This window comes from Seohaeicola sp. (assembly GCF_048006315.1).
Lineage (GTDB): Bacteria > Pseudomonadota > Alphaproteobacteria > Rhodobacterales > Rhodobacteraceae > Seohaeicola.
Map to the genome: position 1 here is coordinate 2,270,493 of NZ_CP180350.1, position 14,605 is coordinate 2,285,097.

Annotated in this window: 15 protein-coding genes and 1 riboswitch; of the genes, 7 read left to right on the forward strand and 8 right to left on the reverse strand. The window is 62.1% G+C overall.

Features of this window, described 5'->3' with window-relative positions; all coding sequences use genetic code 11:
• The first annotated feature begins 90 nt into the window (after positions 1 to 90).
• On the forward strand, positions 91 to 696 hold the full coding sequence (locus ACMUJL_RS11480) for a glutathione S-transferase family protein (protein ID WP_068288197.1): 606 nt from the start codon (positions 91 to 93) through the stop codon (positions 694 to 696).
• 95 nt (positions 697 to 791) lie between these two features.
• On the opposite strand, the gene ACMUJL_RS11485 is transcribed toward ACMUJL_RS11480, so the two are convergent.
• Positions 792 to 1,442, reverse strand: coding sequence for an outer membrane protein (locus ACMUJL_RS11485; RefSeq protein WP_068288200.1), 651 nt, complete (start codon positions 1,440 to 1,442; stop codon positions 792 to 794).
• 251 nt (positions 1,443 to 1,693) lie between these two features.
• Here ACMUJL_RS11485 and petA point away from each other — a divergent pair, with 251 nt between their 5' ends.
• The 3 genes from petA to ACMUJL_RS11500 are packed head-to-tail and all read left to right on the forward strand — an operon-like array spanning position 1,694 to position 4,400.
• Complete coding sequence (petA, locus tag ACMUJL_RS11490) at positions 1,694 to 2,254, forward strand: ubiquinol-cytochrome c reductase iron-sulfur subunit (RefSeq protein WP_068288202.1); 561 nt, start codon at positions 1,694 to 1,696, stop codon at positions 2,252 to 2,254.
• Between the two features lie 12 nt (positions 2,255 to 2,266).
• Positions 2,267 to 3,592 (forward strand): cytochrome b, encoded by a 1,326-nt coding sequence (gene petB, locus ACMUJL_RS11495; RefSeq protein WP_068288204.1) that lies wholly within the window; start codon positions 2,267 to 2,269, stop codon positions 3,590 to 3,592.
• 16 nt (positions 3,593 to 3,608) lie between these two features.
• Entirely contained in the window at positions 3,609 to 4,400 is a 792-nt protein-coding gene (locus ACMUJL_RS11500) for a cytochrome c1 (RefSeq protein WP_416914263.1), read from the forward strand.
• Between the two features lie 64 nt (positions 4,401 to 4,464).
• Here the strand turns inward: ACMUJL_RS11500 and ACMUJL_RS11505 are convergent, their stop codons facing one another.
• The 3 genes from ACMUJL_RS11505 to thiB are packed head-to-tail and all read right to left on the reverse strand — an operon-like array spanning position 4,465 to position 7,665.
• Positions 4,465 to 5,160: an ATP-binding cassette domain-containing protein gene (locus ACMUJL_RS11505; protein ID WP_068288208.1), complete on the reverse strand. Its 696-nt coding sequence runs from the start codon at positions 5,158 to 5,160 to the stop codon at positions 4,465 to 4,467.
• Positions 5,147 to 6,712, reverse strand: coding sequence for a thiamine/thiamine pyrophosphate ABC transporter permease ThiP (locus tag ACMUJL_RS11510; RefSeq protein ID WP_068288210.1), 1,566 nt, complete (start codon positions 6,710 to 6,712; stop codon positions 5,147 to 5,149). The genes ACMUJL_RS11505 and ACMUJL_RS11510 overlap by 14 nt, the downstream gene beginning before the upstream one ends.
• Positions 6,688 to 7,665: a thiamine ABC transporter substrate binding subunit gene (gene thiB / locus ACMUJL_RS11515; protein ID WP_068288212.1), complete on the reverse strand. Its 978-nt coding sequence runs from the start codon at positions 7,663 to 7,665 to the stop codon at positions 6,688 to 6,690. The genes ACMUJL_RS11510 and thiB overlap by 25 nt, the downstream gene beginning before the upstream one ends.
• Before the next feature lie 35 nt (positions 7,666 to 7,700).
• Positions 7,701 to 7,808, reverse strand: a riboswitch (TPP riboswitch).
• A gap of 91 nt (positions 7,809 to 7,899) precedes the next feature.
• Here thiB and aroC point away from each other — a divergent pair.
• On the forward strand, positions 7,900 to 9,015 hold the full coding sequence (aroC, locus tag ACMUJL_RS11520) for a chorismate synthase (protein ID WP_375568154.1): 1,116 nt from the start codon (positions 7,900 to 7,902) through the stop codon (positions 9,013 to 9,015).
• A 3-nt stretch (positions 9,016 to 9,018) separates the two neighbouring features.
• Positions 9,019 to 9,963, forward strand: coding sequence for an AEC family transporter (locus tag ACMUJL_RS11525; RefSeq protein ID WP_068288218.1), 945 nt, complete (start codon positions 9,019 to 9,021; stop codon positions 9,961 to 9,963).
• A 142-nt stretch (positions 9,964 to 10,105) separates the two neighbouring features.
• On the opposite strand, the gene ACMUJL_RS11530 is transcribed toward ACMUJL_RS11525, so the two are convergent.
• The 3 genes from ACMUJL_RS11530 to ACMUJL_RS11540 form a co-directional block, all read right to left on the reverse strand.
• Entirely contained in the window at positions 10,106 to 10,978 is an 873-nt protein-coding gene (locus ACMUJL_RS11530) for a DMT family transporter (RefSeq protein WP_375568152.1), read from the reverse strand.
• A gap of 95 nt (positions 10,979 to 11,073) precedes the next feature.
• Complete coding sequence (locus ACMUJL_RS11535; protein WP_068288221.1) at positions 11,074 to 11,361, reverse strand: HU family DNA-binding protein; 288 nt, start codon at positions 11,359 to 11,361, stop codon at positions 11,074 to 11,076.
• 152 nt (positions 11,362 to 11,513) lie between these two features.
• A complete protein-coding gene (locus ACMUJL_RS11540) occupies positions 11,514 to 12,995 on the reverse strand; it encodes an AMP nucleosidase (RefSeq protein ID WP_416914264.1) in 1,482 nt (493 codons plus the stop codon).
• Positions 12,996 to 13,121: 126 nt separating this feature from the next.
• On the opposite strand from ACMUJL_RS11540, the gene ACMUJL_RS11545 reads away from it, so the two are divergent.
• Complete coding sequence (locus ACMUJL_RS11545; protein ID WP_375568149.1) at positions 13,122 to 13,547, forward strand: VOC family protein; 426 nt, start codon at positions 13,122 to 13,124, stop codon at positions 13,545 to 13,547.
• Here the strand turns inward: ACMUJL_RS11545 and ACMUJL_RS11550 are convergent, their stop codons facing one another.
• A complete protein-coding gene (locus ACMUJL_RS11550; RefSeq protein ID WP_068288230.1) occupies positions 13,548 to 14,597 on the reverse strand; it encodes a 2Fe-2S iron-sulfur cluster-binding protein in 1,050 nt (349 codons plus the stop codon).
• Between the last annotated feature and the right edge of the window lie 8 nt (positions 14,598 to 14,605).

The window sequence follows — 14,605 nt, forward strand, 5'->3', positions numbered from 1 at the left end:
GACAGCCCCCCGCCTTGCCCGGCAGCCAGTTTACAGCCGCCCCGAACTGGGCCTAGTGTCGCGCGGAACAGTCAGGAAGGACCCATCACCATGAAACTCGTCTCGTCCCCCGCCTCGCCCTTTGTGCGCAAGGTGCATGCGGTGCTGCATGAAACCGGCCAGCTTGCCGATGTCACGGTGATGGGCGTCAAGACTTCGCCCGTGGCCACCGCCGCCGAGGTCGCGACAGCCAATCCGCTGGGCAAGATCCCGGCCCTGCTGCGCGAGGACGGCCCCGCGATCTATGACAGCCGCGTCATCACCCGGTTCCTCGATGCCCGCGCCGGTGGCAAGCTATATCCCGAGGCACGCATCTGGGAGGTTCTGACCCTTGAGGCAACAGCCGACGGTATCATGGATGCAGCCGTCTCGATGACATACGAGCGCCGCATCCGCCCGGAAGACAAGGTCTACGAACCCTGGATCGAGGCGCAGTGGTCCAAGGTGTCGCGCGCGCTCGATGCATTGAACGAGCGCTGGATGAGCCACCTGGAAGGGCCGCTGTGCATGGGGCAGCTGGCCGTGGGATGCGCGCTTGGCTATCTTGATTTCCGGCATGATGCGCGCCAGTGGCGCAAGGATCGCGGCGCGCTTGACGATTGGTATGCCGCCTTCTCGCAGCGCCCCTCGATGCTGGCGACCGCGCCGACGGATTAAGCCTTCATGCGCCAACAGATGGCGTGTCAGGCCAGGCAAAAGGCCCCGCGCTGATTGCGCGGGGCCTTGTCATGTCTTCCGGGTGGAACGTTTGGTCAGAAGCGGAACGACAGACCAAGGTTCAGCGCATTGCTGATCAGCCGGGTGTCCAAGGTGCCTCCGCCTTCCAGGTCCACCTTGTTGTCCGAAATGGTGAACTGGTATTCGCCGAAGGCCGCCCAACGGGCGTTCAGCTCATAGGACGCGCCCGCCGTCAGACGCAGGGCCGGTCCGGTGTATTGATATCCGTAGGTCCGGTTTCCATTCTCGGTCACATCGACATGGGGCACGGCGATGCCGATACCCGCGCCCAGGTAAGGCGAGAACCGGTCGGCCCACTGGCCGGGCCAGCGCTTCATCACGTTTGCCGTGGCGATGTTGTGCCCGTCCGTGAACTCCAGCCGGGAGAACCCTGCCGGCATCTCGTCGGCGGGGGCATAGAACTTGGCATGGGTCACTTCGATCCCGTAGCCGATGTTGTTCGGTTGCCACCACATTGCGCGCAGGCCGTAATAGGGCGGCATCGAGAAAGACTTTCCATCCCATCCGATGTTTTCGTCGAAGGAAGAGCCATCGGCGCGCTCGCCGCTGACGGTGCTGTGCGGGGCGGTCTGCCAGCCCCCGTAGACACTGATCTCGGTCTCCGCCATCAGCGGCAGCGACGTCAGGACAAGGGCAGCAGCGGCGGCAACGATCTTTTTCAGCATGGTGATATCTTTCAGGCCTCGGGCGGTGTCCGGATGCTTACGATATTGTAACCGCAAGTTTGTTACCATAGCGGCGCGCGTCCGGCGTCACAATATCACAAGGTTGCACCAAAAGTCGCAGTTTGTCACATGAGGCCATTGTGCGCTGGACGAGACGGGGTAGCCCCGCTACATACCGCGTCGGAAAGGCTGCGCTCGGCGCGGCCAGAACCTGTATACGGCCTGTTCGGCCCTGGAATGGAGAAAACCTCGTGTCACACGCAGACGATCACGAAGGCACCCGCAGAGATTTCCTTTATTACGCCACCGCTGGCGCCGGTGCCGTAACCGCAGGTGCAGCCATCTGGCCGCTGGTCAACCAGATGAACCCTTCGGCAGACGTTCAGGCCCTTTCATCGATTCGTGTCGATGTGTCGGGCGTCGAGCCCGGAACACAGCTGACCGTGAAATGGCTGGGCAAGCCCGTGTTCATCCGTCGCCGCACGGAAGCCGAAATCGAGGAGGCGCGCGCCGTCGAACTGAGCCAGCTTCCCGATCAGAACGCGCAGAACCGCAACGACATGTCCCTGGACGCATCCGACCAGAACCGCACGCTGGACGAAGCCGGCGAATGGCTGGTGATGATCGGCGTCTGTACGCACCTGGGTTGCGTGCCCATCGGTGACGGTTCGGGCGATTTTGGCGGCTGGTTCTGCCCCTGCCACGGCTCGCATTATGACAGCGCAGGTCGAATCCGCCGCGGCCCGGCACCACAGAACCTGTGGATCCCCGTTGCCGCCTTCGAAGACGAAACAACGATCAAGCTGGGTTAAAGGAAAAGCAACATGGCTGGAATTCCTCACGACCATTACGAACCGAAGTCCGGTGGAGAGAAGTGGCTGCATTCGCGCCTGCCCATCGTGGCTTTGATCTATGACACGATCATGATCCCCACACCCAAGAACCTGAACTGGATGTGGATCTGGGGTATCGTTCTGACCTTCTGTCTTGCGATGCAGATCGTGACCGGCATCATCCTGGTGATGCACTACACGCCGCATGTCGATCTGGCCTTCGCCTCGGTCGAACACATCATGCGGAACGTGAATGGCGGGCACATGCTGCGCTACCTGCACCAGAACGGTGCATCGCTGTTCTTTGTGGCCGTATACCTGCACATTTTCCGCGGTCTCTACTACGGCAGCTACAAGGCCCCGCGCGAGATCACATGGATCATCGGCATGCTGATCTACCTGCTGATGATGGCGACCGCCTTCATGGGCTACGTTCTGCCCTGGGGTCAGATGTCGTTCTGGGGTGCAACCGTGATCACCGGCCTGTTCGGCGCGATCCCGTTCATCGGCGAACCGATCCAGACCTGGCTGCTGGGCGGACCGGCCGTGGACAACGCAACGCTGAACCGCTTCTTCTCGCTGCACTACCTGCTGCCCTTCGTGATCGCAGCGCTGGTGGCCGTACACATCTGGGCCTTCCACACGACGGGCAACAACAACCCCACCGGGGTCGAGGTGCGCCGCACGTCCAAGGAAGACGCCGCAAAGGACACGCTTCCGTTCTGGCCCTACTTCGTGATGAAGGACCTGTTCGCGCTGGCCCTGATCATGGTCATCTTCTTCGCGATCGTCGGCTTCATGCCCAACTACCTGGGTCACCCCGACAACTACATCGAGGCGAACGCGCTTGCGACGCCGGCGCATATCGTCCCGGAATGGTACTTCCTGCCGTTCTACGCGATCCTGCGCGCCTTCACCGCAGATGTGTGGGTCGTGATGTTCGCGGACTGGATCACCGGCGGCATCATCGATGCCAAGTTCTTCGGTGTTCTGGCGATGTTCGGTGCGATCGCGGTCATGGCGCTGGCGCCCTGGCTGGACACCAGCCGCGTCCGTTCGGGCCGCTATCGTCCGATGTTCAAGTGGTGGTTCGCCCTGCTGTGCGTTGACTTCGTGGTGCTGACCTGGGTCGGCGCAATGCCCGCGGAGGAGCCTTATGCAACGATCTCGCTGATCGCCTCGGCCTATTGGTTCGCCTACTTCCTGGTGATCCTGCCGCTGCTGGGTGTCATCGAAAAGCCGCAGGCTGCGCCCGCGACGATCGAGGAAGACTTCAACGCGCATTACGGTGCGACGTCCGGCACCCCTGCCGAATAAGAAAGGAATAGGGATCATGATGAGAAAGATTGCGATTGCCGCAGTTGCTGCCCTGACCCTTTCGGGTGGGGCGGCCATGGCAGCCGGGGCTGCTGGCCATGTCGAGGATGTGGACTTCTCGTTCGAAGGGCCGTTCGGTACCTTCGACCAGAACCAGCTGCAGCGCGGACTTCAGGTCTATACCGAAGTCTGTGCGGCATGCCACGGGTTGAAATTCGTGCCGCTGCGCACCCTGGCTGATGAAGGCGGACCCAATCTGCCGGCAAACCAAGTGCGTGCCTATGCGGCCCAGTTCGAGATTTTCGATCCCGAGCTGGACGATTTCCGCCCGCGCACCGAAACCGACCATTTCCCGGAATCGAACCTGTCCAACGCACCGGACCTGTCCTTGATGGCGAAAGCGCGCGCAGGGTTCCACGGGCCCTATGGCAGCGGTCTGAACCAGCTGTTCAAGGGGATGGGCGGACCGGAGTATATCCATTCGCTGCTGATGGGCTACACGGGCGAGGAAAAGGTCGAGGCCGGTACAACCCTGTATGAGAACAAGGCTTTCCCCGGTGGCTGGATCGGCATGGCGCCGCCGCTCTACGAGGATCAAATGGAATATGCAGACGGCCACAGCAACGAGATGGAGGCGGTCGCGGAAGATGTCGCCGCCTTCCTGATGTGGACCGCAGAGCCCAAGATGATGGCCCGCAAGCAGACCGGCTTTATCGCCGTGCTGTTCCTGTCGGTCCTCACCGTACTGCTGTACCTGACCAACAAGCGGATCTGGATGCCAGTGAAGCGCAAGGAAAAGAACGCCTGATCCGTTTCGGACAAGTCGAAGTGGAAAACCCCGCCTTGTGCGGGGTTTTTCTTTGCCGTGCCCCTCAGTCGCCCAGATAAGCCGCCAGGGATGGAGGTGGGTTGTCCAGCAAGGCATCCGTGGGCTGCGGCGGCAGGGCAGTGCCTTCGGCCACAAGGATCGTCAATGGCGCGATCCGCCTTGCATCGAAGGGATCGTGACTGACCATCAGAAGAGTCGCACCAGTTTCGCGGGCAAGATCCGCGACGAGGTCCAGCATCTCGGCTTTGAGGGCCGGCCCAAGGGCCGCAAACGGCTCATCCAGCAGGATCAGGGGGCGACGCTGGACCAAGACCCGCGCCAAGGCCACGCGCCCCTGCTGCCCCCCCGACAAGGCACCAGGTTTGCGCGCACCATAGCCGTCAAGGCCCACCCGTCGCAGGGCATCGGATACGCGCTGTTCGTCCCCTTGGCTCCGACGCAGGTCAGGCCGGATCCCCAATCCGACATTTTGCGCCGCAGTCAGGTGCGGAAAAAGGTTGTTGTCCTGAAAGAGCATGGAAATGGGGCGTTTCGCCGGTGGCAGGGTGGTGATGTCCTGCCCTTGCCACAGGACGCGGCCCTGCACCGGTGCAAAGAACCCCGCGATGACATTGAGAAGAGTTGACTTGCCGGCACCGGAGGGACCGATGACAGCCGCCACCGTCCCTGCCTGCAGCGACAGATCGGCGCGCAGGACAAAGGTGTCCTGACGGATTACCAGGCTTTCAAGTGTCAGCATCTTGCCGCCCTCCCCGATCAAACAGCCAGAACAGCAGCAGGCTGAACACCAGCAGAATCAGCCCTGCTCCTGCCGCCGCGTCCATCTTGTAGGCCCCCATGAGCCGCAGGATCTGAAGCGGCAAGGTCGCGCGATCAGGATCGGCAAAAAGGGCGATCACACCAAGGTCACCCATCGACAGCGCAGCCGCAAGCCCGGCTGAAAACCCAAGCGGGCGGCGCATGCGGGGAAGGGTCAGACCCCGCAATCGCGCAAGACCGGTCATGCCAAGACTGTCGGCCAATGGTCCGAAATCGCGCTCGATATCCCGCAAGACGGGGGCCATGACCCGCAGGGCAAAGGGCAGCGCCGCCATCGCATTGACCAGCACCGTCACCGCAAAGGCCCAGCGTGCCGGATCGCTGACCGGATTGATCAGAAGAAACAGCCCGGTGCCGATCACCAGCGGGGACGCCGCGATGCCAAGCAGCCCCAGCGCTTCGACCCCGCGCCTTTGCAGCGCCAGATGAGCCAGCGCAAGGGCCATTGCCACCGTTAGAACAGTCGATGACAAGGCCATGACCACCGATACCCATGCCGCCCGCCAGACCTGTATCGGTACCGCGTCCAGCCCTGACAGACCACGCCAGACAACCGCCCCTAGGGGCAACAAGAGAAACAGCGCCGCAATCAGCAGAACAAGGCAGTCCAGCATCTGCAGCGGCCACTGCTCGGCTTCCCAGCGGCGCGGCACCCTATCCATGCCACGTCCAAATCCGTCCAGAAGGCTCAGACGCAAGGCCAGACCTGCGGCCAGCATGACGATCGCCATCTGCAAAACGGACAGAACCGCAGCGCGGCCAAGATCGAAATCAAGCCGGAATGCCTGGTAGATCGCCAGTTCGACCGTCGTCGCGCGCGGCCCGCCGCCAAGGGTCAGCGCCACGGCAAAGCTGCTCAGGCAGATTGCAAAGATCAAGAGCAGCGCACCCGGCAATGTGGCGCGCAGCATCGGCCATTCCAGTAGACGGAACACATCGCGCGGCTGGCAGCCAAGACTTGCCGCAAGGCGGAATCTCTCGGCCGGAATCCCCTGCCACCCCTGCAACAGGATACGGGTGGCCAGTGGCAGATTGAAAAAGACATGCGCCAGAACGACCCCATGCAGCCCATAGATCTGCACAGGCGGCAGGCCGATCCATGCCAGTGCCTGATTGACGATCCCGGACCGTCCGAACACCGCCAAAAGCCCCAGAACCGCGACAATGACCGGCAGGATGAAGGGCGCGCCCATGAGCGTGATCAGGACGGATCGGCCCGGAAACTGGCGACGCGCCAGGGCCCGGGCCACAGGGATGGCCAGGATCACGCTGAAGATGGCAGACAGAACCGCCTGGAAAACCGTGAAACGGACGGCCGACCAATCGGCCGGGCCAGGCAGGCTTGCCCCGCTTGCGCGCCAGAACACCGCCAGCAAGGGCAGCACGACAAAGGCCACCAGCAGCGTTGCCGCAGCCCAACCGGCCCATGGGCCCGCCGGGTGCCGTCCTAGCGGGACAGGACGCGCAGCCATTCGTCCAGCGCCAGATCGCGCAGCGCATCGGCTTGGTCGATCGGTGCCAAAATCGCCTTTTCAGGCTGGATCAGGGTCGAAAATCCATCAGGCAACCCGCCTTCCGGCATGACGACCGGATACATCCAGTTGGTCGTGGGAATGATCGACTGGAACGCGTTGCCCAACATGAAGCGCAGGAACTGGTCGGCCAGTTCGGGCTGATCGGTGGCCGCCAGTTTGCCCGCAACCTCGATCTGCATGTAGTGCCCTTCGGCGAAAGGAAGGGCCACCTTGCTGTCGTCTTCCTCGGCAATCAGGTGATAGGCGGGCGATGTCGTGTAGGACAGGACCAGATCGGCCTCACCTTCCAGGAACAGGCCGTAAGCCTCGGACCAGCCGGGGGTGACAGTCACGATATTGTCGGCCAGCCCCTCCCAGATAGCGGCGGCTTCGTCGCCATAGGCGGATTTGACCCACATCAGCAGGCCAAGACCGGGGGTGGATGACCGTGGATCCTGGATCACGATCTTCAGGTCGCTGGCTGCCAGTTCGCGGAAATCGGCGGGCTGTGCCGCACCACGGTTCCCGACAAAGGCGAAGTAACCCCAGTCATAGGGCAGGAACAGCGGGTCGGTCCATTCCACCGGCAGGTCCAGATCGGTTTCGATCGTATGCGCCATGAAGAGGCCGGTTTCCAGCGCCGCGGCGATCAGGCCGGTATCGAGGCCCAGCACGATATCGGCCTCGCTGCGCGCCCCTTCCAGACGAAGACGCCCCAGAAGAGCCGCGCCATCGCCCGCAGCGACCAGGTTCAGGATGCAGCCGCATTCCGCCTCGAAGGCTTCCTTCACAGCAGGCCCGGGTCCCCAGTCAGAGACGAAACTGTCATAGGTATAAACCGTCAGTTCCGGGGTCTGGGCCAGTGCGGGACCTGCAGCCAGGACGGTGGCAATCACGAGATGGGGCTTCATTCTATCCTCCAACGATCCGGGCTTCGGGGCAGTGTGGAGGGCGTCCATACCTTCCCTCCGCCGGGTCTAACCGGTTCAGGTTCAACGGGTTCGCCTTGCGGCATCTCAGCGTGGCGGCAGGCCATGCACCCCGAGGTCAGCGCGACCCTAGTGCCGCAGGACAGCCCCATCAAGGCAAAACCGCTTGAGACAGGGCAAGCGCCCCGCTAGACCAGCCGCAAAGGAGTGCTGCACATGAGCATGAACAGCTTTGGCCATCTGTTCCGCGTGACCACCTGGGGCGAAAGCCACGGGCCTGCGCTGGGGGCGACCGTTGACGGCTGCCCGCCGGGGATCGCAATCGACGAAGGCATGATCCAGCACTGGCTGGACAAGCGCAAACCGGGGCAGAACAAATATACGACCCAACGGCGCGAGGCTGACGAGGTGCGCATCCTGTCGGGTGTGTTCGACGGGCAGACAACAGGCACGCCCGTGCAGCTGATGATCGAGAATACCGACCAGCGGTCCAAGGACTATGGCGACATCGCCGAGAAATTCCGCCCCGGACATGCCGACATCACCTATTGGCAGAAATACGGGGTGCGGGACTATCGTGGCGGCGGGCGGTCCTCGGCGCGCGAAACAGCCGCACGGGTGGCTGCAGGTGGCCTTGCCCGGGCGGCGCTGGCGACACTTGCCCCCGAGGTCCAGATCACCGGCTACATGACACAGATCGGCCCGCACGGGATCGACCGCGACCGTTTCGATTGGGACCAGATCGACCAGAACCCATTCTGGACACCGGATGCCGTGGCCGCCGCCGCATGGGCAGATTACCTTGACGGTCTGCGCAAGTCGGGCAACTCGGTCGGGGCGATCATCGAGGTGGTTGCGCGAGGCGTGCCAGCTGGGCTTGGCGCACCGATTTACGGCAAGTTAGACACTGATCTGGCTGCGGCGATGATGTCTATCAACGCAGTCAAAGGCGTGGAAATCGGGGAAGGCATGGCCGCGGCGATGCTGACCGGCGAAGAAAACGCCGATGAGATCTTCCTGGGAAATGACGGCAAGCCGGTCTATTCGTCGAACCATGCCGGCGGCATCCTAGGCGGCATTTCAACCGGGCAGGACGTTGTCGTCAGGTTCGCGGTCAAGCCGACATCGTCGATCCTGAAATCGCGGCAGACCATCACCAAGGGCGGTCAGGCCGCTGAGATCATCACCAAGGGTCGGCACGATCCCTGCGTCGGCATCCGCGCCGTTCCGGTGGGCGAGGCGATGATGGCCTGCGTCATCCTTGATCACATCCTGTTGCACCGAGGTCAGATCGGCGGTGCTGTCGGCGAGACCCGTGGGCACATCGGGTAGACCTTGGGCGCGATCCTGACCATCACCTTTCCGATCTTCGCATTGATCGCGATTGGATACGGGGCGGTACGCGCAGGCCTGTTCACGCAGTCCGACATGAAGACGCTGGGCAAATATGTTCTGAACATCGCCTTGCCGGCACTGCTGTTCAACGCCATCGCAACGCGCGATCTGGGCGAGGTGCTGAACCTTGGGTATCTTGCCGTGTTCGCCTTGGGTGGATTGCTGACGATTGGCGTGACGTTCCTGTGGTTCACCCTTCAGGGTACGGGCCCCGCCCGGCGCGCGATCGCCGTCATGGGATCGACATGCCCCAATTCGGGCTTCGTGGGATATCCGGTGATGTTGCTGGTCTTTCCCGATCTGGCGGGTGTGGTGCTGGCACTGAACATGGTGGTTGAAAACTTCCTGTTAATCCCGCTTTGCCTGATGCTTCTGGAATCGTCACGTGACCGGCAGGGCAAATCGCTGCTGCGGATCGCGGGAGGCATCATCCTGGGGGTCGTGCGTCGGCCCATGGTGATCGGCCTGATACTGGGCCTTCTGGTGATGCTGTCGGGGCTGCCTGTCCCACAGATGATCATGCGCTTGATGGAGGTGCTGGCCGCCTCGTCCAGCGCGCTTGCCCTGTTCGTGATAGGCGGATCGCTTGTGGGCCTTCCGATTGTCGGGCAACGGTCGCTGGCAGCACAGATCGTGGCCGGAAAATTGCTGATCAGCCCGGCCATGACCGCGCTGGTCCTGATGACCTTGCCCCTGATCGGCCTGCCCTTGCTGTCCGGTGACATGGCCGTGGCCGTGATCCTTTCGACGGCCATGCCCATGTTTGGAATCTATACGCTTCTGGCCCAGGATTACGGGCATGAGGGTATCGCATCAATCGCGCTTCTGGGTGCGACGGGGGGTGCTTTCTTTACACTCAGCGGGCTGCTGGCGCTTCTGACCTGATCAGGAAAGCGCGGCGGTTCATGGAGAATCCTTCGGGTGAACGGGCTGGGTCAAGTTTCCTGCCAACGGTCTAGACGGGTCGCTGCGCGCCTGTCATCACACGTTGCCTTCAACCACCATCACGAGACCGTGGGGCCCTGTTTCAAGCCGCCGGTTTCTGACGCGAAAGCTGTACGGCAAGGATGCCGGCGGCGATGATCACCACACCGACAATGTCGAGGAGTCCCAGCGCCTCACCCAGAAGGACGGCGGCGATGGCCACACCGAAGAACGGGTTGAGGAAATGAAAGGTCGCCGCCTTGACCGCACCGATCTGGTTGACCAGCGTGAACCAGACCCAGGTGGCCGCAAGTCCCGGAACCAGCGTGGTATAAAGGAAGGCCACGACAAGTTTCCAGTTCATGGTCACTTCGATCGTCTCGAACATGGCGGAACTGACCGCAAGAACCGCAGAACCCACGAACATCTGCAGCCCGACGATCATCATGACATTGCCACCCGATGAAGCCCCGCGCACGGACAGGGTCGCCACGGTCAGCGCTGCGGCGCCGAGGATGCAAAGCATGAGACCATAAAGGTCGACCCCGGCGTCCAGCCGCGCGCCCATGATCAGACCCACACCCAGAAAACCCAGAACAAGGCCGACAAGGCCCAGACGCGGCAGCTTTTCGCGAAAGATCGCCCATCCCGCAAAGGCCACCATCAGCGGCATGGAGGATGCGATGATCGACGCAACAGAAGCCTCGACCGTCTGCATCGCAACGAAGTTCAAGCCCAGGTAAAGCGCATTCTGGCAGAGGCCGAAGATGATCGTCGCGCGCCACTGCGCACGGGTCAGCCGGAAGGTCTGGCCCAGCGCCAGCGCGATACCGACGCCGATGAGCCCTGACAGAAAGAACCGCAGCGACAGAGAGGCCAGAGGCGGCGCATAAGCGACGATGATCCGCGCCGAGCTGAAGGCCGAGGACCACATCAGGGCAAACATCAAACCCATGGCGATTGCGCGAATATTCAAGTCTGTTTCTGCCTGTCTGCCGGGTTGCGATGACACCCAAAGCAAAAGGGCCGCCACAGGGGCGACCCTTTCGGAATTTCGTCAGGGATGCAAGATCAGCCGTTCACGCTGTCCTTGAGGGCCTTGGCGATGGTCATCTTGACGACCTTGTCGGCGTCCTTCTGCATCTGCTCGCCGGTGGCGGGGTTGCGCACCATGCGCGAGGGACGCTCGCGGCAGTAGATCTTGCCGATACCGGGCAGGGTCACTGCACCGCCGGCACCCACTTCACGGGTGATGATCGCCACGACAGCATCCAGCGCGCTGCCTGCGGTTTTCTTGTCTGCGCCCATTTCATCGGCCAGAGCGGCAACAAGCTGGGTCTTGGTCATCGGTTTTGCCATTTCTTGGTCTCCTTCAACTGCCCGATCTGTTGGGGCTCATTTGTTAGATTTAACTGTATCTCGTGTCTAAACACAACGAATAGTGGGCCAACACAAGATCAAAACGTGCGAATATACGCTTTTTTCCCCGTGATAGCGCGAATTCGCCCGGTTCACAGGAAGGCCGTTTCGTCAAAACTTCGCAATTTCCGGCTGTGGATACGCGCAAGCGGCATGTCCCGCAAGCGTTCCATGGCCCGAATGCCGATCATCAGATGCCGTGAAACCTGTGTCCGATAGAAATCCGAGGCCATGCCGGGCAGCTTCAGCTCGCCATGAAGCGGCTTGTCCGAGACACACAGAAGCGTCCCGTAGGGCACGCGAAAGCGAAAGCCGTTGGCCGCGATCGTCGCACTTTCCATGTCCAGCGCGATGGCCCGACTCTGGCTGAGGCGTTGCACCGGGCCGGTCTGGTCGCGTAATTCCCAGTTGCGATTATCCACCGACGCAACGGTCCCTGTCCGCATGACCCGCTTGAGATCGTAGTCCTGCAGTTGCGTTTCCTCGGCCACCGCCTGCTGCAGCGCGATCTGGATCTCGGCCAGCGCAGGGATGGGCACCCATACGGGCAGATCATCGTCCAGCACCTTGTCTTCGCGCAGATAGGCATGGGCGAGAACGAAATCCCCCAGCGATTGCGAATTCCTGAGACCCGCGCAATGACCAACCATGATCCAGGCATGCGGACGCAGCACAGCGATATGGTCGGTTGCCGTCTTGGCGTTCGAAGGTCCGACCCCGATATTCACAAGCGTCACGCCCGAGCCGTCTTTTCGCTTCAGATGGTAGGCCGGCATTTGCGGCACCTTCTCGACGATGGACAAGGGCGTCTGGGGGTCCGTGATCTCGACATTGCCGGTACTGACAAAGCTCACATAACCGCTTTCGGGATCGGCCAGCACCTTGCGGGCATAGGCTTCGAACTCCGATACGTAGAACTGGTAGTTGGTGAACAGCACATGGTTCTGGAAATGCACCGGATGCGTCGCCGTGTAATGGGCCAGCCGCGCCAGCGAGTAATCCACCCGCTGTGCCGTGAAGGCGGCCAGGGGTTCGGTTCCGTCAGGCGGCAGCTTGTAGGTTCCGTTCACGATGTCATCGTTCATCGTGTTCAAGTCGGGCACATCGAAAACATCACGCAGGATGAAATCCGCCGCACCTTCCTGCGGGACGGTCATGCCGGGGTCATTGGCCACGGCGAAATGCACCGGGATCGGCGTATCCGACAGACCGATCTGCACCGGCACATCATGGTTCATCAGCAGCAGGCCGATCTGCTGTTCAAGATAATTGCGGAACAGATCCGGCCTGGTGATGGTGGTCGCATGTGCACCGGGACGCGCGACATGGCCAAAGCTCAGGCGGCTGTCGATCTTGGCATGGCTGGACGTGGTGATCCGGATTTCGGGGTAAAAGGCGCGGTACCGGCAACCCGGATGGCCGGACTGCATCGTCTGGGCGAAACGGTCGCACAGAAACCCCGTGGCGCCGTCATAAAGGGCAATCAGATGCGCAACGGCCAGCTTCGGATCGGTAAACGCCCGTGGCTCTGGCTGATCCGGTGTATTCAGCGGCAAATCATCCTGTCTACGCATCACGGCTCGCTCTGTTATGACAGACCGCTGTGCCGCAGTCCCTGGCCCACGTTGACACCCCACAGGACAAGGATCAAGCTGCGACGGGACGTCAGGCAAAGCCGCAGGAAATGCAGGGGGGTGACCATGGATTTCGACAGCGTGACCGCAGCGGATTTCGGGCGCAGCCTGTCCGGTCTGGGGCTAAACCTGCTGGTCCGCGACGTCCCGCGAGAGGCCCGCTTTCTTGTCGATGTGTTCGGCATGCAGGCACATCGGCTCAGCCAAGATTTCGCGATCATCAGCTATCATGGACAGCTTTTGCAACTGCATGCCGACGTGACCTATCATGCCAACCCGTTGCTGTCGCTGCTGCCCGAATCCGGCCCGCGCGGGGCGGGCGCAGAACTGCGCCTGTTTCAATCGGACCCCGACCAGGCCGCCGCACGGGTCGATGCGGCAGGCGGCATGATCCTGCAACCGCCCACCGACAAGCCCCACGGGCTGCGTGAGGCCTATATCATGGATCCCGACGGCTATGTCTGGGTCGCCTCGCGCCCCCTGCCGGACTGATCAGGCCGCGTCGAAATCCAGCACAAGCCTGTCACTGGTCGGCCGCGCCTGGCAGGCCAGGGTAAACCCGGCTTCCAGTTCCCAAGGTTCCAGCGAGTAGTTCACGGCCATCTCGGCGCTTCCTTCGGCCACCTTGCAGCGGCAAGTGCAGCACATCCCGCCCTTGCAGGAATAGGGCAGTTCCAGGCCCTGGCGTTCGGCTGCGTCAACGACATTGTCATCACCCGCCTCGACGGTGAACTGCCGGCGCGTTCCATCAAGCACGACCTCCACCGTCACGCCATGGGCGGCCGCAGCTTCGGCAGCAGCCGAACGGGGTGCGCGCGGGACATCACCTGCCTGAAAGAACCGCTCGAAATGGATACGCTCCTGCGGGATGCCCTGCTCTTGCAGCATGGCCGCCACGTCGTCGATCATGTCACCCGGACCGCACAGGAACACGCCATCCGCGCCCGCAAGGTCGACCGCGCCGGCGCGCGCGAGGGCCGCGACCTTTTCGCCCGTGATACGGCCGTTCAGAAGCGCCACGTCCTGTGGTTCACGGCTGAGGATATGAATCAGCGTGAAACGGTCGACATATCGATCCTTGAGGCCGTCCAGCGCCTCGCGGAACATGATCGAACCGGTATTCCGGTTGCCATAGATCAGCGTCACCTCGGCCCCGCGCGCAAGTGCATCAGCGGCCATGGCGACCATCGGCGTCACGCCAGATCCTGCGGCAACAAGCACCATCCGCGCTTCGCCCTTGGCAACAAAACGTCCTTCCGGTGCCATGACCTGCAGGTGATCACCAGCCTTCAGCCCCTGCGCAAAGCCCGAGAATGCTCCGCCTTCGACATGCTTGATACCAACGGTCAGCGGCTTGCCCGGCAAGCTGGCGATGGAATACGAGCGGCGGATATCCTGCCCGTCCACATTGGCCCGCAGGGTCAGGTATTGCCCCGGCACCCAATGGAACGCCTCGGTCGCCGCCTGCGGCACATCAAAGGAAATCGCCACGGCGTCCGGTGTTTCGCGGTGAACCTCGCGAATGGTCAGATCGTGGAACATGGGCGGTG